Source organism: Paenibacillus sp. 01T443, assembly GCF_056398325.1.
Genome location: NZ_JBFTPE010000012.1, coordinates 1 through 26,138 on the forward strand (window position 1 = coordinate 1; position 26,138 = coordinate 26,138).

At 48.4% G+C, this 26,138-nt stretch carries 26 protein-coding genes; 6 read left to right on the forward strand and 20 right to left on the reverse strand.

All coding sequences use genetic code 11. From position 1 onward, the window contains the following. Nucleotides 1-295, forward strand: a 295-nt coding sequence (locus AC1DLI_RS22405) for a hypothetical protein (RefSeq protein ID WP_477606596.1), incomplete at its 5' end; no start/stop codon positions are given. Between the two features lie 45 nt (nucleotides 296-340). Here AC1DLI_RS22405 and AC1DLI_RS22410 read toward each other — a convergent pair. Beyond that, nucleotides 341-1,288, reverse strand: a complete 948-nt coding sequence (locus tag AC1DLI_RS22410) for a helix-turn-helix transcriptional regulator (RefSeq protein WP_477606598.1) — start codon at nucleotides 1,286-1,288, stop codon at nucleotides 341-343. Between the two features lie 121 nt (nucleotides 1,289-1,409). Here AC1DLI_RS22410 and AC1DLI_RS22415 point away from each other — a divergent pair, with 121 nt between their 5' ends. Continuing rightward, nucleotides 1,410-1,895 carry a DinB family protein gene (locus tag AC1DLI_RS22415; RefSeq protein ID WP_477606600.1) on the forward strand — a complete coding sequence of 162 codons (486 nt, stop codon included), beginning with the start codon at nucleotides 1,410-1,412 and terminating at the stop codon, nucleotides 1,893-1,895. Between the two features lie 115 nt (nucleotides 1,896-2,010). Here the strand turns inward: AC1DLI_RS22415 and AC1DLI_RS22420 are convergent, their stop codons facing one another. Continuing rightward, nucleotides 2,011-4,935, reverse strand: coding sequence for a family 78 glycoside hydrolase catalytic domain (locus AC1DLI_RS22420; protein WP_477606602.1), 2,925 nt, complete (start codon nucleotides 4,933-4,935; stop codon nucleotides 2,011-2,013). Between the two features lie 147 nt (nucleotides 4,936-5,082). On the opposite strand from AC1DLI_RS22420, the gene AC1DLI_RS22425 reads away from it, so the two are divergent. Further along, nucleotides 5,083-5,976: a helix-turn-helix domain-containing protein gene (locus AC1DLI_RS22425; protein ID WP_477606604.1), complete on the forward strand. Its 894-nt coding sequence runs from the start codon at nucleotides 5,083-5,085 to the stop codon at nucleotides 5,974-5,976. A 20-nt stretch (nucleotides 5,977-5,996) separates the two neighbouring features. Here AC1DLI_RS22425 and AC1DLI_RS22430 read toward each other — a convergent pair whose 3' ends face one another. From AC1DLI_RS22430 to AC1DLI_RS22445, 4 genes are read right to left on the reverse strand one after another with little or no spacing between them, the layout of a single operon-like run. After that, nucleotides 5,997-6,746 carry a spermidine synthase gene (locus tag AC1DLI_RS22430; RefSeq protein ID WP_477606606.1) on the reverse strand — a complete coding sequence of 250 codons (750 nt, stop codon included), beginning with the start codon at nucleotides 6,744-6,746 and terminating at the stop codon, nucleotides 5,997-5,999. 36 nt (nucleotides 6,747-6,782) lie between these two features. After that, nucleotides 6,783-7,238, reverse strand: coding sequence for a GNAT family N-acetyltransferase (locus tag AC1DLI_RS22435; RefSeq protein WP_477606608.1), 456 nt, complete (start codon nucleotides 7,236-7,238; stop codon nucleotides 6,783-6,785). Between the two features lie 26 nt (nucleotides 7,239-7,264). After that, a complete protein-coding gene (locus AC1DLI_RS22440) occupies nucleotides 7,265-8,170 on the reverse strand; it encodes a copper amine oxidase N-terminal domain-containing protein (RefSeq protein WP_477606610.1) in 906 nt (301 codons plus the stop codon). Nucleotides 8,171-8,198: 28 nt separating this feature from the next. Continuing rightward, the gene (locus AC1DLI_RS22445) at nucleotides 8,199-8,798 is read right to left on the reverse strand and encodes a YhfM domain-containing protein (RefSeq protein WP_477606612.1); all 600 of its coding nucleotides are present in this window, start codon (nucleotides 8,796-8,798) and stop codon (nucleotides 8,199-8,201) included. A gap of 172 nt (nucleotides 8,799-8,970) precedes the next feature. On the opposite strand from AC1DLI_RS22445, the gene AC1DLI_RS22450 reads away from it, so the two are divergent. After that, nucleotides 8,971-9,639: an AlkZ-related protein gene (locus AC1DLI_RS22450; RefSeq protein WP_477606614.1), complete on the forward strand. Its 669-nt coding sequence runs from the start codon at nucleotides 8,971-8,973 to the stop codon at nucleotides 9,637-9,639. 63 nt (nucleotides 9,640-9,702) lie between these two features. On the opposite strand, the gene AC1DLI_RS22455 is transcribed toward AC1DLI_RS22450, so the two are convergent. The 3 genes from AC1DLI_RS22455 to AC1DLI_RS22465 all read right to left on the reverse strand — a co-directional run bounded on the left by AC1DLI_RS22455 (nucleotide 9,703) and on the right by AC1DLI_RS22465 (nucleotide 12,573). Beyond that, nucleotides 9,703-10,203 (reverse strand): N-acetyltransferase family protein, encoded by a 501-nt coding sequence (locus AC1DLI_RS22455; RefSeq protein ID WP_477606616.1) that lies wholly within the window; start codon nucleotides 10,201-10,203, stop codon nucleotides 9,703-9,705. Continuing rightward, nucleotides 10,196-11,020 carry an AAC(3) family N-acetyltransferase gene (locus AC1DLI_RS22460; protein ID WP_477606618.1) on the reverse strand — a complete coding sequence of 275 codons (825 nt, stop codon included), beginning with the start codon at nucleotides 11,018-11,020 and terminating at the stop codon, nucleotides 10,196-10,198. The genes AC1DLI_RS22455 and AC1DLI_RS22460 overlap by 8 nt, the downstream gene beginning before the upstream one ends. Before the next feature lie 872 nt (nucleotides 11,021-11,892). Next, complete coding sequence (locus AC1DLI_RS22465; protein ID WP_477606620.1) at nucleotides 11,893-12,573, reverse strand: hypothetical protein; 681 nt, start codon at nucleotides 12,571-12,573, stop codon at nucleotides 11,893-11,895. Nucleotides 12,574-12,762: 189 nt separating this feature from the next. Here AC1DLI_RS22465 and AC1DLI_RS22470 point away from each other — a divergent pair, with 189 nt between their 5' ends. Continuing rightward, complete coding sequence (locus AC1DLI_RS22470) at nucleotides 12,763-13,812, forward strand: ParB/RepB/Spo0J family partition protein (RefSeq protein ID WP_477606622.1); 1,050 nt, start codon at nucleotides 12,763-12,765, stop codon at nucleotides 13,810-13,812. Between the two features lie 319 nt (nucleotides 13,813-14,131). Here AC1DLI_RS22470 and AC1DLI_RS22475 read toward each other — a convergent pair whose 3' ends face one another. The 10 genes from AC1DLI_RS22475 to AC1DLI_RS22520 all read right to left on the reverse strand — a co-directional run bounded on the left by AC1DLI_RS22475 (nucleotide 14,132) and on the right by AC1DLI_RS22520 (nucleotide 24,019). Continuing rightward, nucleotides 14,132-14,653, reverse strand: coding sequence for a GNAT family N-acetyltransferase (locus AC1DLI_RS22475; protein ID WP_477606624.1), 522 nt, complete (start codon nucleotides 14,651-14,653; stop codon nucleotides 14,132-14,134). Between the two features lie 53 nt (nucleotides 14,654-14,706). Further along, the gene (locus tag AC1DLI_RS22480; protein WP_477606847.1) at nucleotides 14,707-15,372 is read right to left on the reverse strand and encodes an HAD family hydrolase; all 666 of its coding nucleotides are present in this window, start codon (nucleotides 15,370-15,372) and stop codon (nucleotides 14,707-14,709) included. A gap of 30 nt (nucleotides 15,373-15,402) precedes the next feature. Then, nucleotides 15,403-15,882, reverse strand: coding sequence for a DUF4362 domain-containing protein (locus AC1DLI_RS22485; RefSeq protein WP_477606626.1), 480 nt, complete (start codon nucleotides 15,880-15,882; stop codon nucleotides 15,403-15,405). After that, entirely contained in the window at nucleotides 15,861-16,304 is a 444-nt protein-coding gene (locus AC1DLI_RS22490; protein ID WP_477606628.1) for a hypothetical protein, read from the reverse strand. The genes AC1DLI_RS22485 and AC1DLI_RS22490 overlap by 22 nt, the downstream gene beginning before the upstream one ends. 67 nt (nucleotides 16,305-16,371) lie before the next feature. Continuing rightward, the gene (locus AC1DLI_RS22495) at nucleotides 16,372-18,522 is read right to left on the reverse strand and encodes an MMPL family transporter (protein ID WP_477606630.1); all 2,151 of its coding nucleotides are present in this window, start codon (nucleotides 18,520-18,522) and stop codon (nucleotides 16,372-16,374) included. 33 nt (nucleotides 18,523-18,555) lie between these two features. Continuing rightward, nucleotides 18,556-19,701, reverse strand: coding sequence for an NAD(P)/FAD-dependent oxidoreductase (locus AC1DLI_RS22500; RefSeq protein ID WP_477606632.1), 1,146 nt, complete (start codon nucleotides 19,699-19,701; stop codon nucleotides 18,556-18,558). Then, nucleotides 19,685-20,437 (reverse strand): methyltransferase domain-containing protein, encoded by a 753-nt coding sequence (locus AC1DLI_RS22505; RefSeq protein WP_477606849.1) that lies wholly within the window; start codon nucleotides 20,435-20,437, stop codon nucleotides 19,685-19,687. The genes AC1DLI_RS22500 and AC1DLI_RS22505 overlap by 17 nt, the downstream gene beginning before the upstream one ends. Next, nucleotides 20,430-21,584 (reverse strand): type III polyketide synthase, encoded by a 1,155-nt coding sequence (locus AC1DLI_RS22510; RefSeq protein WP_477606634.1) that lies wholly within the window; start codon nucleotides 21,582-21,584, stop codon nucleotides 20,430-20,432. The genes AC1DLI_RS22505 and AC1DLI_RS22510 overlap by 8 nt, the downstream gene beginning before the upstream one ends. A gap of 254 nt (nucleotides 21,585-21,838) precedes the next feature. Next, the gene (locus AC1DLI_RS22515) at nucleotides 21,839-22,762 is read right to left on the reverse strand and encodes a helix-turn-helix transcriptional regulator (protein WP_477606636.1); all 924 of its coding nucleotides are present in this window, start codon (nucleotides 22,760-22,762) and stop codon (nucleotides 21,839-21,841) included. Between the two features lie 84 nt (nucleotides 22,763-22,846). Next, nucleotides 22,847-24,019, reverse strand: coding sequence for an epoxide hydrolase family protein (locus AC1DLI_RS22520; RefSeq protein ID WP_477606638.1), 1,173 nt, complete (start codon nucleotides 24,017-24,019; stop codon nucleotides 22,847-22,849). A gap of 197 nt (nucleotides 24,020-24,216) precedes the next feature. Here AC1DLI_RS22520 and AC1DLI_RS22525 point away from each other — a divergent pair, with 197 nt between their 5' ends. Then, nucleotides 24,217-24,684, forward strand: a complete 468-nt coding sequence (locus AC1DLI_RS22525) for a GyrI-like domain-containing protein (RefSeq protein ID WP_477606640.1) — start codon at nucleotides 24,217-24,219, stop codon at nucleotides 24,682-24,684. 82 nt (nucleotides 24,685-24,766) lie between these two features. Here the strand turns inward: AC1DLI_RS22525 and AC1DLI_RS22530 are convergent, their stop codons facing one another. Continuing rightward, a complete protein-coding gene (locus AC1DLI_RS22530; protein WP_477606642.1) occupies nucleotides 24,767-25,945 on the reverse strand; it encodes a metallophosphoesterase family protein in 1,179 nt (392 codons plus the stop codon). Nucleotides 25,946-26,138: the final 193 nt, after the last annotated feature.

A 26,138-nucleotide genomic window follows, 5' to 3' on the forward strand; every position in this document is an offset into this window, starting at 1 on the left:
GCACGCCGCCAGCGTTCGTCCTGAGCCAGGATCAAACTCTCCAAATTGGTGTTTGAAATGCTCATTACTTTTTATCGCTTTTTCGCTTATCCCGAAGGATTTGCGAGGCAGTTATTACTCGTTGTTCAGTTTTCAAAGAGCAATCTTTTTCTTTCGTTCCGGTGTGTTTCTTGGCCAGAATAAGAATATACCATGGACAAGACTAGTAATGCAAGTGTTTTTTAAAATTAATTTCAATAAGACTCCTTTCCCCCATAATAAAGGGGATTGCCCCTTCTATTCCTCATCAGAATAACCGAATGTGGATTCCTTCAAACATTCAAATCTCTTAGCTTGCCTGTTATTTGTATTTAGCCATAATCGCAGCCACAATCTGCTTCATACGTTCAATCAGCTCGGTGGGCTCTTTAACAGTAGCTTCATCTCCTAATCCCATAAAGAACTTTGCAAAAAACGGCAGATCAACCTTACGAACCTGTCCATCCAAACGGCCTGTGCCGTCCTCATAAATATGTAGCTTAGGCGTTGGCCACAGCTCAGATTCGCAGCGCTGAACACCTTCTCTGCTCAAATCCACATTTATGCCGATATACTCCTCCTTCGTTTGAAAAAACGCATCTCGATTTTCAAGATTCACATCCCGCAAATCCATCGGCTTTAAATCGGATGTATCATACTCAGCCGATTTCATTCTGTCACAGCGGAACAACCGCAGCTCCGCCCGCAGAAAACAGTAAGCTGGACAATACCATAAACCGTTGCTGGCATATATGCCGATCGGTTGAATTTGCCGGCTAGATTTGCCTTCCCGCGATTCATATTCAATGAGCAATACTTTCTGATGAATAGACGCTTCCAGCAGGATAGATAAATAAGAAACCTTTGATTGCCTCTCGGGTGTGAAAATATCAACACGGTTCTTCATTTGATCGATGCGATCGCGGACATCGCCAGGCATATAAAAGTAAAACTTGCTGAGTGCCGAAGAGGCTTCTGTCTCAAAGGGAAGATATAAATAGTGCCTGAGGGCATGGCTTGCAAAAAATATCGCTACTGCCTCTTCCTCCGTAAAAGCGATAGGCGGTAAAATTCTTTCCTTCAGTACCTGATAGCCGCCGTGAGGCCCGACCTCGGAATATAAAGGAACGCCAAGCTCGCTTAATTCCTGTAAATCTCGCAATATCGTTCGTGTTGATACTCCAAACTCATGGGCAAGCTCCCTGACGGTGAACTTCCGCATTCTATTGACTGTCATCATCAATTCGATAAGCCGCTTCGATTTAGACATCGCTATGCTCCAATTCTTTTTTATAATTATGACAACTATTGTCACTATTATAGGCTACTATTGGTGTTGAGCCTAATTAAGCAATCAACATCACTACATTTGATGAACGGAGTGAACAAACATGCCTGCTGTTAACGAAGTCAAAGATTTGCTTCTTGAGGAATTGGAGCATATCGTCAAAACATCCTCGAATCTCATTCTCAAAATTTCACCGGAACACTGGGATTTCAAGCCCCATGACAATATGAGGTCATTGCTGGAGCTTGTGGAGCATCTTGTATCGGTCCCGTCCTCTGATCTGCTTATTCTTCAAGAAAATAGCGAACCGGTGATTCGCAAGCTCGAAGCTGATATTGCAGCTAATCGCGACAAGGAACGTCTAATCGAATGGATGACTGCGGGATTTAATGAAGTAAAAGCGTATATGGAAGGACTCCATGAGGAAGATTTCCTGCACAAGAAAACAAAGCCCTTTTATTTGGAGCAGGGCTCAGTTCAGGCAAAATGGCTGATTGAAATAACAACGCATGCCCAGCACCACCGCGCACAGCTGTTTACTTACTTGAAAATGCAAGGCTATGCCGTCAACATGTTCGATCTGTACTAAGCAACGCAGCATGCGCAGCACATAGAAATAAGCTCTCCACTGCCAGCGGACAGTGAGAGCTTATTTTTTTGCTTCAATAAAGAGCAAGCTATGATCCTATTCCTTTACACCTATGCTACACGCTTTTCTTTTCCCGAATAATCCCTTGATACCCCTCAGGTATCTTGATATTTACTTTAACTGATTCTGGGTAGTGAACGGAAATTTCGATAACCTGCTCTGCGAGGAGCTTCCACGATACATCGATTCGTCCTGAATCCGAAAGCGGCACGCTCCCCTTCGCCCAAGTCAATCCACATGGATTAGGCATGATGTCCACCTCGCTCCATCCGATTGCCGCACTGCGAATCCCAAGCACCTCACGCCCGAGGAAATAGGCAGGCGCAGAGGACCAAGCATGGCAATGGCTTCTCGTCAGCATATTGGGGTTCGCCCGGTTCTCCGTGAAATTCGGATACATCTCCCAGCAGGTTGTAGCATCATGCTCAATCATTTGCCCGTAATTATGGCGGATGTCATCGACGATCGTTGAGATCTGCCCGGACTCAGACAAGGCTTCATAATAGAAGAAGGACATGAACGGACTGCCGATTTGCACAAAATGAGCAGGCGAATCCAGCAAATAACGCTCCATCACGCTTCTCCGTCCGCCTTGCGCAACACCAGTCAAATAAGCGACAACCTGCGTTTGCACGGAGAAGATATCTGACCTTCGGCTATCCACGTGAATACAATCGAGATAAGCGGATTGCTCCTCTGACCACAGATGCGCATTGATAGCAACTTGAAGGTCATCTGCCGCCTGTGCAAACTTCCGCTGCCCTTCCGTATCGCCCGAGAAGACCGCCATCTCGGAGGCGACTCGCAAGGTTTTCACCAAAAAGCAGTTCTGATGAGTTACAATGCCGTCATTCGGCTGATCAATCGGCGACCAATCGAGCAGGTTCCAGCCTTTAATCGCCAGCAGGCCATCCTCATTGATCTCCTTTAAGTAATGCTCGAGCGTAAAGCGGATATGCGGATACATTTCTTTGGCAAAGCTTAAATCCGCCGTCTGCTCCACATACTCACGGCAAGCTATCGCCCAGAAAAATGTCCAGTTCGGTATTACGCTGCTCCACCCGCTCGGAACCTGGTCGGCATACAACGGCGTTTGATCCTTTGAACCCGGCACAAGACGGAGGCAGCGCTTCACGATATCATTTACGCCGAACAAATAATTGCTGACCAGCGCCTCATTGCGGCTATCGCCCACCCAGAACACCTGCTCATAGGCTGGACAATCCACAAACGTATCCTCCATGCAGAGCTTCGTTGTATGGCGGCTGATCTCCCAAATATCATTGAGGAGCGGATCAGAGCACTGGAACCTGCCGATTTCGGCCACCGGATAATGATTTGCCATATAATGAACGTTGATCAGCTTAACCGGTTTCACCGCATTGCGGACAGTCAACATCAAATAACGCAGTCCTCTCCGAACGGGGGACACATACCGCTGCCTGCCTTCCCTGCAAACATAACGAAGCGTATTGTCGAGTCCGAACGTATCCTGCCTATAATCCTCCGTCAGATACTCGAAGCCGTAAAAATCTAAAATCGTTCCCGCTTCTGCCTCAACCTCGAAGGACAGATAGCCTGTAAGCTCCTTGCTGAAATCGATAACGATTTCGGTGTCGAAACCCGGATAAACTGGAATAACGCCAGCCGAGGCATTTGGAATCAATGCATTTTGCAGAGCTGTCGGAATCGTGCGGGAGATACTTTCTTTCTTCCAGATGGACAGACCGAATACATCCGCTTCACTCACGTAGCTCTCGTCGATTGCACGAATATAAGATGAATACGCTATCAAGTCATCAATTGAAGCTACCTTGTCTATCACTTCTCTATATCGTTGGTCTTCAAAATCAATTTCTCTCGACTGCTGATGATCCAAATAATAGGTGCATTCAAAGGGACCAATCGTAATGAAAGCAGAAGCCCCCTGCTGCTCAGCCGCTTCGATTAGCGGAGCTCGAAGCTCGACTGGCGCATCGCTGAAAATACCCAAATGCAGCTTACCCGTATGCATTTGTCCGCTTACATCGATTAACAATAAATTGTCGCCTTTGCTTAGCGTAACTGCCGCATAGCGCTCAGGCAGGACACCCGTAAATCGATCCTCGCCCAGCTTAACTCCGTTCAACGATACCGAACCCACACATTCTCCGGCATTTGGGAATCCAAGAATGATTTCGGTCTCCTCACTTACACTCAAAACCGTTGCCGCATACCCGGTAAACCCTACAACATTGGCATGCTCCTCGCTGCCTTCAACCATTTGATTCCGCATATCAATGGCTGTGGAGTACGTGAAGGATTGAACGCTGTTCAAGGTTAAAATGCGTGATGGATATACWGGGTACTCAGCCAAAAGAGGAATATCCCGCTCTAATAACGTCGTCCACGGCCCCGTACCGACAGGCCCTATGATCTTCGACTTCTCCCATCGCGCATCTTGATATGCAGTTTCAATCCAGTCTTCCCCCCACAAGCCAGCATCCACATATTCGGAGAAGCCTTGCTGACAGGACATACGCGGCGAGCGTGTATGATATCCCTCATGTACGGAGGTATTCCAGGTTTCATCCGTAGCTAGAAGTGTTTTCGATTCCGTACCGGTTTCGTTGCCGTTGTCTAATTGAACGAGCAAGCCGCCGCGGCCGCGTAGATAATAGAAGGTAGATACTCCAAAATGAAGCACCAGCACTGCAATCGTGTTTACTTGTCCCGGCACCAGCAGATGGCCCACCTCATACACATCATAAAATTGCTCGACGGTCCAAGAACGCACAGGCCCTCTTCCAACTTGCTTGCCGTTGATATAAAGAACGTAACGAGAATCCGCACTGATTCGCAAGGTAGTATTTGAAGTCGAGGTTATACCGTCAGTCGATTGATCAACAACAAAGCTTTTCCTAAAGCAGCGCCATTCATTGCGTGGGCTTACAGCTTCTCCGCCCCAAATCCAGCTCGCATTCCAATCGTTATTCACCATGTGTCATTCTGCTCCTTTTATGCCAGCTATAGTGTGCTTGCCCGTGCATTCTATCTCTTATTATAGTAAAATCAAGGTACTCATTTACCCCTATTTCGGACATTTAATCCCTGAAAAGCGACATTCAGTGAAAGGGTCGATCACATCATGCCGAGCAAGCCTACGCAGTTGCACAAGGTCGAGCAATATTTTCAAAAAAACGACGACGTTATCTTTGTAAACCGCGCCACCGAAAACTTTCAGCTTCCGCTGCATAATCATGATTTCATCGAACTCGCCTATGTAGCTGAGGGCAAAGGCTTCCATCATATCGGAGAAGAGGTGGTCCCGGTATACAAAGGCTTATTGTTTATTTTGCCTCCCGGAGTCTCGCATGTCTTCCGGCCTTCAACGCCTTCTCGAACCAGTCCTCCGTTAATTGTATATAATTGCATCTTCCTGCCGTCTCTGCTCGTCTCTCTTAAAGAATGGATTGGCGGTGAGCCGCCGATTGTCGATTTTCTCGAAAAACAGCTGACCCTGCCATCGGCGTTTCAATCCGTATTTGACTCCAACGGCCAAATCGATAGTTTGATTCGAAGCATGCTGCGCGAATATGAGCAGCCGCAAAACGGATCGCCCGCTTATCTTCAGGCGCTGCTCGTACAGCTGCTCGTATCTATCTATCGCTTGATGCGAGAAACGAACAAACCTTTATTAGAAGGAAAAGCTGCTGTCCCCTTTCAACAGATACTCAGCGAATTGGAGCTGCATGCGCACGAAAGCATGACAGTAGGGCAGCTTGCTGCCCGGTGCGAGTGGAGCGAGCGGCATTTCAGCCGCGTGTTCAAGCAGCATACCGGACAGTCCTTTCTCCATTATCTTCAGCATCTGCGCATCAAAAAAAGCTGCGAGCTATTAAGAAGCTCGCAGCAGAAAATCAGCGCTATTGCGGAAGAGGTAGGTTACAAAAATATCGATGCCTTTCTCACCCATTTCAAACGAATTGCCGGTATGACGCCTCGCGAATATCGCCGGGTGATACAAGAACAGAAACAATAGCCAATTCGTCCCAGTCCCGCTCACGCTTCTCGTTTGTCCATCAGGATATGGCCTTCTTCCAGCTCAATTTCATAAAAGCCTGCCATTTCCTTATGATCAAAATCGATAGCTTTGCAGCTTCCTACTATAATAATATTTCTTATATCCGCGATATGCTCAGCAGGCAGCGAAAACACTTTGACATAAGCATAGGCTGCTCCCAGCGTCGTATAAATGGCATTCATTATTTTGTCATTTTTCACTTTGCCCATCAGATTCAAAATAATCGAGCCATTGGCGTTCAGCTTATCTTTGGCCAATTCGAAAAAGCCCAAGGTCGTTAAATGATAAGGTGTGCCTGCCTCCGTGAAGGCGTCCAAAATAATAAAATCGAACTCACTCCGCTCCTGCTCGCATAGCAGCCGGCGACCGTCTCCGATCCGAACATTATCCGTGCGGTAATGGAAGTACGCTCTGCTTAGCTCTACTACCGTCTCGTCGATTTCCGCTACGATAAATCGTTTATCCGGGTAATTCGCGGGGATGGTTCCGATTCCGTGACCGATCATAAAAACATTTTCGAAGGCTGGATTGTTCCTCTCCATCAAGTGTATAACCGCCCTGGGATATTCCAGCACGATTCGCTTGGGGTTCTTCAAGTCAATCGCCCCCTGAATCGCATGATCCGAAAATTGCAAGAAACGATATTTCCCGATCTCCCCATATAACTGATTGGCTTCGTACACGGAAATCTCTTGAGAGCCGCTGATTGCCTTCACTAATAGCTGCAATGATTCGTTCTCCTTCTGCCCAAGTAAATATATAGCTTATCGTATCATCTTTTTGAAAGAAGTAATYGACAGGCGGTCTTCCACCAGAAAAACTTCCGTTTCCGCAAAACCGCTTTGCTTATAAAAGCTTACGGCCGGGGCGTTTTGTGATCCCGTTGCAACCACAATTGTACCTCCGCTGCCCGCAAGACCTTCTACATACTGCAGCAGCTCCTTAGCTATTCCTTTTCGGAAATGCTTCGGGTGAACCATCAAGCGATGAATATCGATAGTGCCGGCTTCCCTTATTATCGCTATGGCCCCGCATAGCTCACCGCCAAAGTAATAGCCGTAGAAGGTTTCTTCGCAATCGCACAGCGTTTCCACGGTATCTTTTAGAGGGGGCAGCTCCTCAAAACGAATCAGCTCGGCCTCTATCTTGTAAGAAGGTATTTGAATGCCAAGCACTTCCTTTGCGATGCGCGGATCAGTTATATCGATTTTTTCAATCATGATGGCAAGCACGCTTCCTTCTGAGCTTATTCAGTCAATTTTGCATCTGTCCTCACTTCGCCCTCAATCGGCATGATAAGAACATGCGCAAACTCTGGATTCTTATAGCGGTCAACGATGGCCAACTCCGTACTTTTTCCGGTGCTGTCGACCGTTCCGTAATGCAGCAAATCCGCCATTAGATTATTCATAAAATAAACGGATTCGCCAAATGCTTTCGGTTCTTGGCCCGTTTCGCCATTTTTCCCTATCGTATCTTTTTGCCATTTGATCTCGGCTATGCCATTTTCGTTGACTTCCACATAAGTCACTAAACCTCTATATTCCATTATATAACGGAGTGCTTCTCCTATCGGGAACGTGTAAATGGTCGTAAAGCCTTCCCCATAGGGTTGAATTTCTTTTCCGTAGTTTAACTCCGGAAGACCGAGTGCAGCGACGCGCGCTTTATCGAGTTCACCGCTCATAAGTGTTTTGAACTGCTCTTCACCCGTAGGTGTCCGGACAATAACTTGCTTTGCAGCGTTATTATAGGCGACCGTACCGCCAAGCGTCTCCGTTACAAAGCGGACAGGCACGTAGGTCCGCCCCCGCTTCACCGTAACCGGCGCATCTAATGCGATTTTCTTGCCATTGATGTCAGCCGTTTTCAAGCCGTCCTTCAAACGTACCGTTATTTTGTTAACCGGATTTTTGATAATAACGGTCTTCGTAGCCGACTCGTAGGAATAGCTAATTTTAGCAGGATCATGAAAAGCTTTCAATTGGACCATCGTTCTGCCATTCACATTTAAAACATCGTCCTGGTATAAACCGTTAATAAACATTTTGACGGGTATCGGTGAGATAGGTGCAGCCATAACCGCAGAGCCAGCACTTAACACTCCCGCTACGGTTAGTGCAGCCGCCGCCGTTTTCATCCATTTTTTCATTATGAATTCCTCCCCTAATCATCGCATGTTATTGTGAATTCTCGCTTTTCCCCATGAAAAAAACACCGTTTCCCCTTTTGTAGACCATCTCGGTGAGTGGAGTTCCGTGCGTAACGATTTCTCTTTCCTTTGGCTCGTAGTTACGAAGGCGTTCATCCGCCTCGATGATTTGCAGCAGCTCAGCTGTTGCAGCCTTTGTAAGGACATACCCTTGATGAGTGTCCATGACATCCATAATCATGCCTTGTTCACTGCCTGGTTCAATCCAAAGATGAAAATCTTGTTTTTGCAGCTGACGCTTTACAGTAAGCTCGTAACGGGGCGCCGTCACGTTCAATAATCCAGGCAGCGCTTCTGCTGTTTGAATGGCGCGTTCTATGATGTCCAGCTTATCATTTTCCGAAAATACGACGGCATCGTTTCGTTCTCCCGATATTTTGGATAGGGAAATTTCTTGTACTCCATTTATTTGCAATGAACTGGCATGCTTTTTGTTAAACGACTCTGTTTGACTAACTTGAACAACGATCGGCTCCTGTCCACTCGTACCCTTGATCCTCGTCGTTTCAGCAGTGCAGCCAGTGAGAAGAAGCGCTGTCAGTGCCGCTAATGCGAGCATACTCTTCATATTTCATACCAGTCCTCTCCTAATAAAACCATATCTTATGGCAATCCTCACGTATAAGACGTCATCTCTGACAAAAAAGTTTCGCCTCGGTTTATTTCATATCTTTCGTGTAAAGCAGGATAAACATGGGAATTACTAGAATAATAGAGTAACCTACTTTAGGAGTGAAAACATGAGTATTACAACGTATCCGGAGTTCGTACAGCTTGTTGATCAATATAAGATTTTTCCATTTTCCGATCTGATTCCCGAGCATCCTTCGCTTACCTCCGTCGTGCCGAGCGACAGCTGGCATACCGATACCGAACTGGACCCTTGGCTGTGGCGCGTCAAGATCGTAAAGGATGAGCATGCGGCATACGGAAAGTTTTTCGGAACCAAAGCTTCCTTCATTCATGTAGACTTGTTTCCGTTTATTCCGATGCTGCTTTCCCAAGGCAAAAGCGTAGAAGAGAGATACAGCAGCGGTTTGCTGTCTCAGGACGCTCGAAACATTTATCGAATCATTAAGGAAGCCGGCAATATCGATTCGCGGAACTTGCGCAAAGAATCCCAATTAACGGCCAAGGAACAAAAAAAGGATTACGAGCGGGCGCTCGTTGACCTTCAAAACTACGCTGATATTGTCATTACTGGCGCGCAAGAGAGTGATTTCGAGGGCGGCTGGAGCAGCATGTGCTTTGAGAGCTCCGACCATTGGCTTTATGAAACGCTCAGCGAAGCACCGGAAGCGCCTCGCCATTTAGCAGAAGCAAAAACGGTCGCCAAAGCGGAGCTAAGCGCGATATGTACGGAAAAAGCGCTGAAATATTTGGATAAGAAGCTGCGGTTTTCGCTTTAGATTAACTATAAAGGGAGATGCACCAGGTTAGCGCAGGCTAACGGGCATCTCCCCTTTTATGTGTTATTCGATTATTTTCTGATAGCTGGCAATATCCAATCTTCTTCCGAACTTAAAGCCAATCTCTTTGAAATGCGCACATTTCGTATAGCCGTGTCTCTCGAACAAACGGATGCTTCTTTCGTTCTCGGTGCAGACGGTTGCGATCAATACGCGAAAGCCGCCCGCTCTTCCTTGTTTTTCGAGAAAGGCGATTGCCTTGCTCCCAATGCCGTGGCCTAGCTGTTCCGGGTCCAAATAGATCGTTACCTCGGCTGTGACATCGTAAGCTTGCTTATTTTTATGCTGGGTGATGAGAACATACCCCTTGAACATGCCCCCGTCTAAAATAACGAAGGATTTGTATTTGGGACTTTGATGTATCACATTGTTCCTAATCTCCTCAAGGGTTAGCGGTYCCGTATGAAAAGAGATCGTTGTATGTTCAACGTAATAATTGTAGGTGCGCATAATCGCAGGCAGATGCTGTTCCTGAATTTCTTCGAAAACTAACGTTTCAATCATCATGCTCTCCTTTGTGCCCTCTATGCCGTTCCATCCAACTTACCGCGTAATCGACTAATTCCTTTACCGGCATGAGCAGCGCGGCAGCATGGCCAACCGTACCTCTCCGTACTTTTCCCGTATCCCGTTCAAATGCTTCGCCCAGCTGTTCAAAATCATCCGAGTTAAAATCAATGTCTTGAAAATCAGCCCATTTTCGCACGCCTTCTTCAAGTATAGGGGCATGGTTTGTCATTTCGGACTTACCCACATACTGCGAGCGATATTCCGCCAAATGCAGGGATGTATTGCGGTTATGGCCCACGCCGAGCAAGAGCACCCAGCCCTCCTCCTCATATAGTCTAGCGATGGGAGATTGTTCACTCAGGCTGTATGCCAGACTATGATTCGCTGTAATGCTCTCTTTTTTGGCGCCCCAAGCAGCAAAGGATACCTGGGGATGGTTGCTGCGCACAACCCCGTTTTGTTTTCTAAAGCTTTCGTTTATAATCCCCATGCCTCTGCACGGAGTAAGGTCGGCGGAAAAGGCCGGCATCGAATCTCTTAGGGGTTGCCACCATGACTCCCGGACGGGAGGATAGCGCCAGTGCTCCGGGTCGGATAAATCTCCCGTATGGGTCGGCATAACGAGGGTTCCGCTCTCGCCCAGGCACTCTTCTATCGCCAAAATGACGGCAACCGGCCCTCCAGCAACATAGCCGCCGATCGACTTCATCGAGCTGTGCATGATGACCGTCATCTCTGGCTTGATGCCCAGCTTTTTGAAATCTTCCTTCAATGATTCGGGCGTCCAAAGCTCTCCCTGTATTTCTTCCATAGGTATCACACCTTTATATTCGTTCTTATTCGTTTAACCATTCATTTAACAGTTCATTTAACAAATCATTTTATCATAAAAACCGCTGTCCTCATCCTACACTGCAGTTTGTGCAATAGAATGCCATATTGAGCGAAAAGTACCGCGCTACGCTGCAGTTTGTGCAATAGAATCAGCAGCTAATGAGCTCCTACGGCGCTTATTGGGCTATCCCATTGTATAAACTGCAATCTGGCTCACCATTGGTGCTCTTATGTAAGGTTTCTGTTGTATAATCTGCAACGTAGGCTTGAAAAACCGAATGGAAGTTAATGGGTTTAACTACCCGGAGCGACAGCACGGAACACATAATTTGTGCAATAGAATCAGCAGCTAATGGGCTCCTACGGCGCTCATTGGGCTATCCCATTGTATAAACTGCAATCTGGCTCACCATTGGAACTCTTATGTAAGGTTTCCGTTGTATAATCTGCAACGTAGGCTTGAAAAACCGAATGGAAGTTAATGGGTTTAACTACCCGGAGCGACAGCACGGAACACATAATTTGTGCAATAGAATCAGCAGCTAATGGGCTCCGATGGCGCTCATGGAGCTATCCCATTGTACAAACTGCAATCTAGCCCACCATTGGACCTCATATGTAAGGTGTCCGTTGTACAATATGCAGTGTAGGCTTGAAACACATAATGGTAGTTAATAGATTTAACTACCATTGCGGCAGCACGGAACACGAGGTAGTTAAGGGACTTAACAACCATGAGCGCCAGCATTGAAAAACACACAAATATGGGCTGGTATCAGCGCTCTGCAAACCGGGGCTTCTTCTTTACACTCTACACCGCCGTTTGTGCAATAGACAACTATAACAGAACTATTTTTCCATCGAGCTGATGAACGCCGCTGCTTCTTCCAAACGCTCCGTCTTCAGCACAAGCTTCTCTGTGTCGAATACGAGAAACACAGGGAGGGCTTCGAGACTAAATGCTTTTTTCACATCCATCACGTAGCGCGGGTTATGCTCCATCCAGCCGCAGCCCCCATTAAGAACAATCTTAGCGTCCTTCTCGATCTCCTCCACGGGATACGGCTGAGGCTTGCCTTTCTCGTATACAACCGTCGTTTTGTAGCTGCCCTTTTTGCTGGCAAGCAATCCCGCTCTCGCAAGCAGCTCTTCATTCGGCATAGTCAAAATAATAAGCTCATCAGGCGTTTCCGTTTTCTTCTCGGTTATCGAAGGATTGATTTGCACCTTCTGCCCTTGCCTCAAATCCCCCCAGCTCAGCTTCTCGCCTGCTTCATTAGTAATTTTCGTGCTTGGGAGCACGCGCGCCTCGTAACCCGCTCCCCAATCAGCTATATCCGGACCCGGTTCATCGCGTTTCGACCATTCCGAGATATTAAAGCCGACTGTCTGCTCCTGCTCGTTCAAAGTGTCTATGAAACCGATCATTTGATCATCCCGATAATGACCGTACGGCTTATTGCTGCAGGCGGTTAGAAGCATTCCAGCAGTCAGTAAAAGGATGAACGCGGCTCTCCTCATTCGTATCATTTTCCATCTCCCCTTATTACTACTAAAAACGTTTAGCGCCCAGCATTTGTTTCAATCTCTTCCAAAAATGCAAAACATTTCGCATCCTGCGCCAATCGTTTCCTCATTTCCGCCCTTGCTATATAATAGAGGAAGTCAGCAACCGACCTTGAACAATGAAAATGCAGCAAAACTTTAAGGAGAAATCATATGGATATTATTGAAATTGTAACGGATTTAATAGACGAGGATACCGATCAGCCCAGGTACCAGTTCGACGAGGAAGCACTGCAGGAATTAATGAAAAGCATCGACGAAATCGGCCTGCTCTCCCCCATTAAAGTAAGAACGACGAGCAACGGACGCTATAAAATCATTTACGGCAACCGCCGCTATAAAGCTAGCAAAATGCTTGGAAAGCCGACCATCCCTTGTATCGTCTCCACCGTGACGGACGAGATGGAGATTTATTTGGAGCAGATAGCAGAAAATTTGACGCGCGAGGGCTTCTCGCCGATTGAGGAAGCCGAAGCATTCAATAAACTGCTGAATGATTCGAAGTTCAGAAGCTCAACCAAATTTTTATCCGGCAAGCTCGGCAAGCCCGAATCCTATATCAAGAACAAATGCGAGCTGCTGAAATTCAGCAATGCGGTGAAGAAACTGATTGTCAGCGGCACAGAGATTAAGAAAGATAAGCTGACCGAGGACCAATTGCTTCCGCTGAAGGATCTGCCGATGGAGCATCGCGATCCGCTTGCGCTGATTGCAGCGCGGGATGAGCTGCCTGTAAGCGACGTGAAAAAAATAGCCAAGCTGTTTAAAGACAAAACCATTTCTGACAGCACCAAGGACAAGCTGCTCTTCAAAACAGGAAGCGGACTCATAGAGACCTGGTCGACCCATGAGCAGAACAAAGCGGAGCGTGCCAAACCAGCCGCTGAACCCAAACCTGCTGCCCCGAAGGTTGAGAAACCCGTTAAGCCGGAAGCTGCCGAAACGCAGAAGCTAAGCCCGTCTGCCGCTCCAGCTACTCCCGTTGAGGATGCTCTTTATCGGCTCGCTGCCGCTCTTCCTGCTCACAATGCGCTAACAGCGGATACACTTCAATCCGTTGCTTTAATCCAAGCGGGCGGACAGGTTCCTTTTATCCAAGGCGTAAATGGATTAATCCAGCAGCTCGAGAGCCATTTGGCCGAGTGGCGAAGCGTTCGCGAATTTGCAAGCAGCCGCTTGCAAACGGTCGCCTCGTCCGAATAAACGAATGACCGGTTAAAGATTCATTGCACCAAATTAGTAAGACCAGTTCAACGCGGGCATGCCGCAGTGGACTGGTCTTTTAACGTTCATAGGCAGCTGATATGGCTTTATTATAGGAATGAGGCATGTTCATACAAGTTTACGAGCCGGCATGAAGTGTCTTGAACAAATTGACGAACCTGCTGTTCTGTAATGTACCTAGGTTCAATACCTGGTTCTTTGGCGCTATCGCCAAACCAATGGAGGGTTATGTACCATCGGCAGCGGCATAAAAAATAAACACACCTTTCTCTCCCTGTTTAAATACCGGTTCAATGGCCTAGTCACTTCCCGCTCGCTCTTTCGTCAAATACAAAACTAAATCATGACCAACCCGCACATAGCTGCCGGGCTCGACCTGCTTATCCTCATACATAACTCCTCTACCGTCTGGTATGTAGCCCCTTTTCGCATAGAGCCGCTGCGCGTTGCCGTAATCATAAAACAGCCCCACACCGATTCCGACAATTCCGTGCTTATCCAACGCAATTTGTTCCACGGCATCCATCAGCGCGTTTCCGATACCGCGCCGGCGAAGCGTAGGCACAACATCGAAATTGTTAATCTCGGGTATCGCCTGCTCTGCAAAATAAGGATAGCTGGAATTGGATAAAAGATGCAGCCAACCGGCAAACTGGCTATCGTATGAAGCGATTAGCGTAATTCGCTCACCGGTTATGTTCTGCTCCCAGCAGCGCTTTATGTACTCCAGCGGTTTTCCAATTCCGTGCGCCTCAAGAGCCTGAAAAACCAATTCGACATCCGATTGAATCATTTGACGGATTTGCATGAGATCGTTCATTTTCGTTCTCCTTCATCGGTTATTTGCTGCCACGGATGGATTGACGTATCCGGTTAGCTTAACGCAATTTTAGCAAGTTCTCCTAAATCATCGATGATTCCATCTGCTACAGCAGCATCAAAAGAATCAATAGGCGAATTCCGTTTCCATACGGCTTTCATTCCTACGGCACGGCTGGCTTTGATGTCATTATCTAGATGGTCGCCAACAAAAATAGCTTCTTCGGCTTCCACTCCGAGTCTGGATAGGGCCCGCAAAAAAATCGCCGGGTCGGGCTTTCGCAGCTCCTCCCACTCCGATATCAGCACCTCGTCAAATAAATGGTTGATGCCCAGCGACTCGAAATTATCAAATTGAAATTGTCCATAGCCGTTGGAGATTAGCGCGATCTTTAGCTCGCGGCTTTTTAGCTCTGTAAGCATACGCATTAGATTCGGAAAACCGATGCAAAACCTTTTGAAGCCATTCAAATAATCATTTAAAAGCGTCTGCCATTCCAGTCCCGTAATAGAGAACTCTTCGATAAGCTGCTGGTAAACCTTGTCTTTCCAGACATATCCGTGATCATCGAGCTCGATAAAGCGCTGAACAAAAATTTCTTTTCTTACGGCTTGCAGCTGAGGAATCCGCTCATATTGATCGCTAACAAATAAGGCAAGTGAAGCATCCCTGTCTAACAATGTACCGTCTAAATCAAAGAGTATCGCTTTTATTGCCATCATGCTCAGCCCTTTCATGAACGACTCTACTCAGCTCTTCGGGAAGGCTAATAAATAATATTTCTGCCCTGTGCCCTCAGATCCTGCATCCTTCCATTTACAGCCCTCGATATAATAGCGAATATCTGTTTCTATTTCCTCTTTGCCGAATCCCGTACAAACGGTATCCCTCACACCCCTAAAACCGCCCGCTAAGTCGTCTCGTGAATTATCGTAGCGATGAATGATTTTATGGCCGTCATAGATTAGCTCCGTAATAAGGAGATCACCCTCGTCCGTGTTGGATAGCAATCTTAACTCGCTCTCCCTCTTAGCATTTATATCATCGATAAAGCGGTCTAGTTGATTGACATTCGAGAGAGCCATGCCTGGATCCTCGGTAGTAATATCGCCTTCTTTGGATGTTTCAAGGCTTTTTTCGTTTTTCGATGCATAAATGTAGGCGCATGATAGCACCAAAGCAATCGCTATTCCAATGATAACGCTTTTTACCCTCGTCCTATTCTCCATCGGCCCGCCTCCTTTTTCACATCAAAGAAATGATCAATCAGAGCATAGAGCAGTCCGGCCGACGCGAAGATCAGGACTGAACTGCTTAGTTGAAGACCGTACCCCCGGACGAAGTAATCATCATATAGACGGTCGAAAATCCAAATGCCGCTCGCTCCCCCAGCAACGGAATAAATAAAAATGCGGACAAGTAAAGAGGATACAAATTTATAAACAAGCATTGAAAAAGGCGCCACCGCAATGGGGTATACAGCAGCTGCGCCTAGAAACATCATAGCAATGAAAGCAAAGCCTAAATTGCGGAGGCCGTAATATTCGGTTGTCGTTATTTTATTGCCCTCCCATAATTCCAAGCCCCATGCCGCAGCAGTAAATAAAAGGATAAAGGGAATCCACAAGATCGAGTACCTGACTACGAGCAAAATAACACCGCCTTAAGGTTAGATAACCTATTAGACGGTGTTTCTTCCTATATGTTTCACTAGGCTGCTACTTCAACCACCCCGGCGCCCACCAGTTCCATTTTCCGAACAGCATCATTAAGGACGGCACGAGTACCATTCGGACAATGGTCGCATCAATGAAGATAGCAGCTGCTATGCCGATACCCAGCTGCTTCACCCCAACTACCTCACCGAATGCGAAGGGCGCGGTAACGGCTATCATGATGGCTGCGGCTGCTGTAATAATGCTGCTTACGGAAGCCAGTCCCTTACGAACAGCCTGTTCATTATTGCCCGTTCTGTCATATTCCTCTCTAATCCGCGAGAAGAGGAACACGCCGTAATCCATACTGATGCCAAATACTAGGCCAAAAATAAACACCGGAATCATAATCGCGATACTGCTCGGCTCCATCCCCCATCGTCCATCGGTGAAAATCCACGTCAATATACCGAAGGAAGCCCCTATGCTTAGAAGATTCAGCAGAACCGTCTTAACCGCAATCAACACGGAACGAAAGGCGAAGAAAAGGACAATGAAATTTGAAAGCAGCAAAAATAGAAGTACGCTGCCCAAGCTGCCAAAAACAAGGTCGTTAACCTCCTGCTGGTATTTCGCTTCGCCGCCCAGCGTAAAATCCAGCGGTGATGACGGCGCTCTTTGCTCCCATTCCCTCACCCACTTCATGGCTGCATCCGAGGACGGCTCGTCCGCAAGGACAACCTGCATCAGCAGCAGGTTCCCGCTAAGAAAAGGCTGGAGCTCCGCATCGTATTTCCTCTTCTGCAGCGGCCTCTGGACAATTGTCGATAACTGCTCCGGGGAGAGCTTAAGCTCCGAGAATACGGAGTTGACCTTTAGCACTTCCGGGTCACGCTGAAATCTTTCCGTTAGGGCAAAGGCTTCCGTCCAATCCGATTGTTTCAGAAACATAGCGTCTCCCTCGACGACAACCCAAACCTTCGAATGGGACGGCTGCTCAAAGATGGCCGCGTAGGCTTCCGCGGCCAACCGTGATTCGTAGCTTTGAGGCAAAGAGGTCTCATTAGGAATAGAGGCATTCATGCTGCTCAAAGGCAGTAAGCATAGCATAAGCAAGCCTACTGCAAACAAGCCCGTAACAGCTGGCCGTTTCATGACAAAGCGTGCAAACCCCTCCCAAAATCCAATTTGGATGGATTTTTTCTTGCTTCTATTTACTTTATACAAAGCGGGCAGGCATACGGCAAAAAGAGCCGGCAGCAGTGAAAATGCCAGCAGCAGAGATACGGCAACCACGGTCATCGCACTGAGCGCAATGGAAGAAAACATCGGCAGCGGAATCCAGATGAAGCTAAGCAGACCCAATAACACGCTGACCGCCGATACGAAAACCGCCCTTCCCGCAGTCTTCATCGTTACCGTTAGCGCCTCGACCGGGGCAGCGTTTCCTTGCAGCTCCGAGCGGAACCGGCTGACAAGCATAAGCGCAAAATCAATGCTCAAAGCGAGACCTACCATCGGAATGACATTTAAGACAAAGTTAGATAATGCCAGCTTCGTACCCATTCCGTATAGGAGCCCCATCGCAATGGGCACACCCGTCACTCCAATCGCAATAGGGAGCAGCGCTGTCGCGATTCTTCGAAATACGAACCACAAAACCAGAAATGCCAGCGGTATGCCGACAAGCTCAGCTTTAGCCAGGTCTTTATGGCTTGCTTCATTCACATCCGCTTGGATGACGGACTTTCCGGTAATCTTGACTGAAATTCCGCTATATGTCGGCAGACGCTCCTCCAGCTGCTTCAGTGCGGCATTCATCCGATAAGCAGGATATGAGAAAGAAAGGAGCGCGTACGCATGGTTTTCTTCCAGCATCCCGTGCTGCTCTAGCGGAGACACCAGCTCCTTTAACCCTTCAAGCCCTTCAACCCGCAGCAGCGCTTGCTCGATAAACCGAAGAAAACGAGACTTGGAAATGCCGTTTTCCTTCTCGAAGAGCAGYAGGACTGGAGCATTGGGGATTTTGAAGTCAGCTGCCAGCACCTGCTGCACCTGCGCATAGGAGCCATCCTGCGGATATAAGCCGTGATCCTTAACGACAGCATCCAGCTTCAATGCAAAAGTGCCCATGAACAAAAGTACGGCCGCCCAGATGAAAATGAACAACCTCGGAAACCGGAAGGAAAGTAGCGCTAAGCGATGCATCCCCATAAACCTGCTCCTTCCGGCGTTAATCATATCCCTTTATAGTCGGTATGGTTTTAGTCTGGTTGCCCGTACAAGCGCCTGCGCTATTCCGGGAGAAAGCCTTGCGGCATGCGGCATCCAGCTTTCTGCATTCGGCATGCTGAACAGCCATTGCAGAAGACCGCCCCAGCGCAGCACACCAGCAAACTCCCGATTAACGAGCTTCGTGTAAGCCTGCTGCCACCCAGACATAGACAGCTCACCGCGCAGGAAGCGGTCCCCAAGCGGCGCACATAGGACAGCCGACCGCAGCGCCATCGACATTCCATCGCCGCAAAGCGGCGGAATCATCGAAGCCGCATCGCCGAGCAGCGGCAGCTGATCCCATGACAGCGGCTTGCGGTTCAAATAGATCGGCGAGACAGCTGCCTGTGACCCGGATACAGGCTGCGCATGCACCAGCTTCCGCTGCAGCTTCGGGTTACGCCTCGCCGCGRCTTGAATAATCGTTAGAATCGTTTTGCCCGCATTGACAAAAGCATCCCGTTGCAGCAGCGCCGACGCATTTACCAGCCCTCCTTCGATCGGACATAACCCTAAATATCCGCCCCGAAAAAAATACAGCTCAATGACAGGCTCCATAACCAAACCCTGAAAATGGGTTTTCACCCCCATGTATGAAGGCTTGGCCGATTCTACTTGCCGATAGCCAGGCAGTCCCGCCCGCTGGCTCGCTCCCCATGCAGCAATAACAGTCCTTGCCTCAACCGTGCCAATCTGCCCATTCTTCTTGATATCGATGCTAAATCCATGCTTTGCGGGACGAACTGCCGTTACCGTTGTCCCCGTTTCCAGCCTCGCGCCTGCTTGCTGGGCAGCCAAGTGAATAGCGGAATCCAGGGCGAAGCGGCTCAGTCCCGACGCTTTCCCGGGCAGCGGTATTTCCACCTCGGCCCCATTTTCAAAAATTAACCGTATCCGCTCTATTCTGCTCGGCCCCAATGCCTTAATAGAGTCGCTTAAGCCCAGCGCTTGCAGCGTGCTTTGTGACTCCGGAGACAGAAACTCGCCGCATACTTTATGCCTTGGGAAATGCTGACGGTCAAGCAGCAGCGTGTCCCATCCCTTATCAGCGAGCGACTTCGCTATGCTGCTCCCAGCCAGGCCCGCGCCGAGTACAGCTGCGTCATGAATCGTTGACATTCCGCTCAACTCCATCGGCTCTGTTTGCCTGCTCCTTGCTAATGACGACTGCATAACGAAACAAAGGTCTCCACTTGTAAGAAAGATCGGGAATTCCGAGCGTACGGCCAAGTTTCTGCCAATCCTGCGCGCGAAAGCCTTTGGCCACCGAAAGCGGGCCGTCGTTTAGAATATAACGATTGGAAGAAATTAGCCGAGTCGTCAGCCATACTGCCGCCCACGCGATCCAGTGGCGGTGGATATCATTAATGACAACGCCCAGCCTCGAAGCATTCAACATGCTTCGGACGGCAATCGGCAGCTCCGCTTCGTCAAAATGATGGAGAAACTGTGTTCCTGTCACGATATCCGAACTTTCCCCTGGCATAGCAAACAAGTCTCCCTGCTTTACCTGTACTCGCGGCTCATCCTGAAAAATGAGCCTCGCTTCCTCGCAAGCCTCTTCGGTTACATCCACGAGCCGAATCGTGAGCTCAATCCGCTGCTCATCCGCCCACTTTAACAGCTGCTTGTTCACATCGCCGGAGCCGGCGCCGATATCCAAGATGGTTAAGCCTCCCGGCTTACCCGCTTGTATCCATAACTTTTTTACGCCATGCACCGTCGGTGCAGAAGCTGCAAATATTCGATTTAGCCGGCGAAGATGCCGCAGCGCTTCCCGAAGCTCTGGGCCTCCTTCTGAAAAATCATCCATTAATTCCGCGTCCGCTGCCCTATTACGCAGCCCGCTAGACATACGCCCCATCCGCAGCCTGCTCCTGCCCTTTCTCAAGAACGGCGGGGACGTAAGCAATCTTGATCATCTCCGCCGTGAGGCCTGGACCAAATGCCAAAGCGATGCCGCTTGCCGGTCCTGAGCCTGTCTCCTCAAGATGAAGCCTCATGGCGTGTAGCACAAAAAGAATCGTTGCCGAGGATACGTTGCCATAATCGCGCAGCACCCCAAGGCTGTGCGCCGTTTGCTCATCCGTAAGCCCGAATTTTTTTTGCAAAATATCAATAATGCCCTTACCGCCCGGATGGATCGCCCACAGCTCTAAATCTTCCTCGCTGCATAGCCGCTCCACCTCGGCAGGAATGAAATCGCCGATCAGCTTCGGAATATTCTGGGATAGATAGAGGTCAAAGCCATGATTGCCTACCTCCCATACCATCTCTTCGGCACAATCAGGCAGCAGGACAGACCGTTCCTGCCCGAGGGTGAACATAGGCTTATGGAAAGGCTTGGACGCTCCTATGACACAGGCAGATGCCCCGTCTCCAAAGAAGGAGGCGGCAAATAACGACTCTCTGTCGCCTGAAGGCTGGATATGCAGCGTACACAGCTCGACGCAAACAATTAATACATGGGCGGCGCTGTCGTTTGCCACGATTTGGCGGGATAAGCCGATGGCTTTGAGACCGGCAGCGCAGCCGAGAAAGTTAAGCGGAATACGCGTTATCACAGGCGATAACCCCAATTCGCGGATAATCGCTGCATCCATTCCAGGCAAAAACTGTCCCGTGCAGCTGACCGTTATGAGATGCGTCACGTCAGCCGGCTCAACCTCGCCATCAGACAAAGCTTGTCTCGCCGCATGCAGACCGAGCGGAACGGATTCCCGCTTATAGACGCCCATTCGTTCGGCCGTCGAAGGAGCTGCCTCGGCCGAAGCGCTTGGCAGATAGCGGCATTCGGCGGCTTCCGCCAGCAGGTTCGGCTCACAGGTATAGCGGCTTTGCACGCCGCATTGCTTAAAAATCCTTCTGCCCCAGCGGGCGGAATCCGGCTTATCACTCAGCGCATCGACCAGCCTCCGCGCCGTATCGGCTTGATCGACCAAATAAGGCGGCACCGCGGTGCCTATTCCCAAAATCGCAATTCCCGATTGTGTATTTTTCATATCGTCATCCTTCATCCTCTCTGATAAGCGTGTTCGGACAAGTTTTCTGCTTTTAACAAGTCTATTCCGCGCCTCTTCGTGATATGCATGCGAATTTTACAGGTATTTCCAATCATTTGTAATAAACATGAAATCTAATTTTCATCTCGTTTTAATGAAGACCGCCTATAATAAAAACAACCCCCTTTTGTAATATATATAATGAAGACCCACAGCACCGAATGCTGTGGGTCTCTTTTTGTCCAAATGGACGGTTACTTTATGCCGTAGAGCCTAGCCATATTTTTAATATGACGGGTCAGCTCTTCAATTAAATCGGAAGGCTCTATAACCGTGACAAAGCTGCTATAGCTTAAAATATTCCGAACCGCCCGCTCCGTAGAGGAATAATGAGTGATGACCGACATGGTGCCATCCGGATTATCAATCACTTTGTCATAGCCGAATTCATCTCTTACCCTTGTCTTCACCTCTGGATCAAAACGCAGCACTGCCCTCACCTTTGTAAAATTAGCCTTCCCCATGAACTGCTGTTCGACATCCTGAAGCGTGTAGGGGCGTCTAACAAACGTATGAGGCAAGCTGCCCAGATTGAGCATACGCGAGAGCCTGAACACGCGAATGTCGGACCGAGTAAGGCAATAGCCGTATAGATACCATACATAACCTTTTAGAAAAAGCCCCATCGGCTCAATCATCCGCTCTGTTTCATTTCCCTTGTTGTCTAGATAGTCAAAGCGAACCAAATACAGTTCCTTAATCGCCTTTTGCAGCGGTTCAATCTTTTCCTTGTCATTAGGAACAGGAGTAAAGTCCAAATCCACATTCCCCGTGCCGTTTGTACTTGACGAAGCTGGCATTAAAGCGCCTATTCGCTCCAGCAGCCCATTAATATCCGAGCTGTCCGTAGCCGATTGTGCTCCCCTCAGCGCTGTAATAATGGATGAAAAATCATCAAGGGACAAGATTTGTTTGTCTATGCGGTAGCCCGACATAATCTCATACCCTCCGTCTGAGCCGGGAAACGAAACGATCGGAATGCCTGCTTGGTTGATCGATTCCATATCCCGATAGATGGTTCGCAGGGAAACCTCGAAGCGCTCAGCCAGCTCGGTCGCACTGACGCGGGGTTGATTCAGTAATGTCATGGTAATGGAAAGCAGCCGATCCAGCTTCACTCGAGGTTCCTCCCTGCCAAAATATTCTGCTCTTTGTTCCAATACTTTCTACGCTTAGCTGTCTGAATCCTTTTTCGCTGATTCTTATCGGAAGCGGCGGAAGAAAGCTTGCAGCTCGGAAGCAAGTAGATCCGGCGCGTCCAAAGCAGCAAAATGGGTGCCTCGCTCAAACTCCGACCACTGCACAATATTCGTGTTATCACGATTGGCAAAACGCTTCATGGATTTAAAATCATGGCCAAACACCGCTACTCCCGTCGCCGTCCCATTCACGTCTTGCGAAGCTTGCTCCTGATTATGGACATTCTCATAATAGAGGCGGGCAGATGATTCTGCCGTATTGGTCAGCCAGTAAATCATCACATTCGTGAGCAGAGCATCACGGTCGATATGATCGATATGGTCGCCAAAACCATTAAACAGCTCGGCAATCCAAGCGAGCTGGCCTGTCGGGGAATCAGCAAGACCGTAAGAGAGCGTCTGCGGACGCGTTTGCTGTATGGCGTTGAAGCCCGCGCGCTCATGGAAATTAGCTAGAAATTGTAGACGGCTTTGATCATCTTCAGACAGGTCTGCCATTTCTGCCGGATCGCCGGATGGGAAGGAGAACAATTGCAGTACTTGAATGGCGAGAAGCCCCTCCGGCTTTTGAATGCCCATCTCACGGGATACCAGGGCGCCGCAATCGCTGCCGTGGGCGCCGTATTTGTCATAGCCTAGTCGGCTCATAAGTTCTGCCCAAGCTTTAGCGATGCGGCTAATATTCCAGCCCGGCTCAAGCGCTGAGCCTGAGAACCCGAAGCCCGGAACAGAAGGAATGACGAGACTAAAGGCGTTTGCCGGATCGCCTCCGTGAGCGCGCGGATCGGTAAGCGGACCAATGAGATCCCAGAACTCTACGATCGAGCTCGGCCAGCCATGCGTAAGTAAAAGCGGAAAAGCATCAGGCTCAGGTGAACGAACATGCATGAAATGAATATTAGCTCCGTCAATGGTCGTAGCAAACTGCGGGAATTCATTCAAGCGAGCTTCATGCTTGCGCCAGTCATATTCGTTTATCCAATAGTTAGTCAGCTCTTTCACATATGCGGAAGATGTCCCGTATTTCCAGCCAGCTTCCTGTAACGCATCCGGCCAGCGGGTATGCGTTAAGCGATATTGCAGGTCATCTAGCTCCGTCTGAGGAATGTCGATGCGAAAGGGGCGGATTTCTGTATCTATAGCGTTAGCGGATGGGATTGTTTTAAAGGTTTTCATTTAAATAGCCTCCTCGATTTTGGGTTGCTTCGTTGTTCTTCTCTACATTTCTTATAATAAAACATCCACCCTGACAGCATTATGTCAGGGTTCCAAAGGCATGCGAAATATTTAAAAAATCATTTCTTTACAAGCGAACATATATTCGCTATTATAAACATGGGTATATTTTCCATATAACAAGGAGGCGTATAAAGTTGAATGCTTACCAAACCGATGTAATGGAAAGAGAAGAGCTCAAGCTGATTGGTTTTTCGATAACTGAAAGCTTAAACCATGTTTTGCAATCGAAAATCGTAGGAGCTTTACGCGAAGGCTTGGAGCAGCGAATGACTGAAATTGAAAATAGAATAGGAACAGGCATTTATTTAATTCAAATTTATCCGCAAGACGGCCAATGGACTCCCGATGTGCCCTATCAGCATGTAATCGCCTTCGAAGTGTCCTCGATTGATAAAATTCCTACTGGCATGATCACTCATACCGTACCATCCGGCCGTTTCATCAAAATTGTACATAAAGGCTTAGAATCACAGATTGCTGCTACTTATGATTTTATAAATAATACGTATGGCGGCAGACCGATTGATATCGAATATTGGAACGATATTCATACGCTTGAAAGTGAAGAAGGCCAAATTGATATCTATATACCCGCGCAATAAATAAAAAGACCCGCCGATGCTCCGGCGGGTTTTTATTTATTGTCTCGATCGAGTTAAGCAGTCCCTAGATTCGATGCATGTATTAATTCGCTGTTAAATCAATGCCGTAATCTTTCGCGAATACCAAATGGGTATCGACCTTGACATCGTTACCGGCAGCCTGCAAATTGTACACCCGGGCACCGCGCAGTCTATTGCGCTCAGCCCCTTCAAGTCCGTAAGCACCGAAACCTGTACTTCCGCAGTAACCGAGCATAACGCCGTAATAATTGCCGTAATACGTGTTAACATGGTCATGTCCGCAAAATACGCCTTTGACGTCGCCGCGTTCGAGAATCGCGGAGAACATGCCGCTGTTAATCGGGCCCGGGCATTCCTCCTCGTTCCGCTCGCCTACGATGCCATGCTTGGCTACGGCTCTGGCATGATCGGCTTCCGTTCTGCCATCTACGCTGGCGAACCACATAAAACGGTATTCCCACAGCGGGATATGGATGAACATGAGTGACGGAATTTTCCGGCCGTACTGCTTCTCGAGTGCCTCGGACGTTTCGTAGTACCAGTTGACTTGGTTTTGTTTCAGCCAATCCCAGGTTGGATATCCTTCAAAATCTTGACCGGCAATCTCCTTCGGCGCGTATCGGCCGCTGTCCAGCAGCCACATGTTAAATACGGGGTTTTTACTGCCATGTCCGCCGATCAGCAGATTCATATTGCCCGTACCGGTGAGGCCTTTCTCACCGATCTCATTCCGATTGTATTTATAGGCGCGGTAAATTTGAAGCATCGCTTCTTCATTTATGCCGCTGTTTGGCGTGGAATCCTCATCATGGTTACCAAAGGTGATTGCCCAAGGGATTCCGCGTTCCTCCATTGGCACCGCTATATTATTAATAGCTTTCTTTACTTCGGCTGGTGTATCGGTTCCGCCGGTAATGTTATCCCCGTTTAAAACGACAAACCCCGGTTTTTCCTCATCCAGCACCCGTTCCATAAGCTGCACCGTACGCGGGTCAATATCCTCGTCGTCCTGCGTGTCGTTGAACTGAACAATTTTGAACGTGCCGTCAGAATTAAAATGAAGCTTGGCTTCCCCATTCGGCTTAGCATTCGGTTTGTCATTCTCTTTCGCGAAAACCGTTCCGGAAAATAGATCCCCTGGAACTCCTGCCGCCCCAGCCGTTAGTGCCAGCGCGCTCAAACCGCCGATTTTCAAAAATTCCTTCCGATTCATGCCCTTCTGTTCATTACCGCTGCTCAAATGAATACCTCCCGAAAAAGTTGTTCACCACCATTCCATCTTAGTCGTTAAAATCTATGAAAATGTTTTCGTCGTGATAAGTTCGTGTAAATCGCCAAAAATGAGTCGAAGGCCGCAGGTCCCGAGACGCAAAAACACACCGGTCCTATGATCTTCTATGAACTTGCTTGGTTGCCCTAACGTACACTGAACA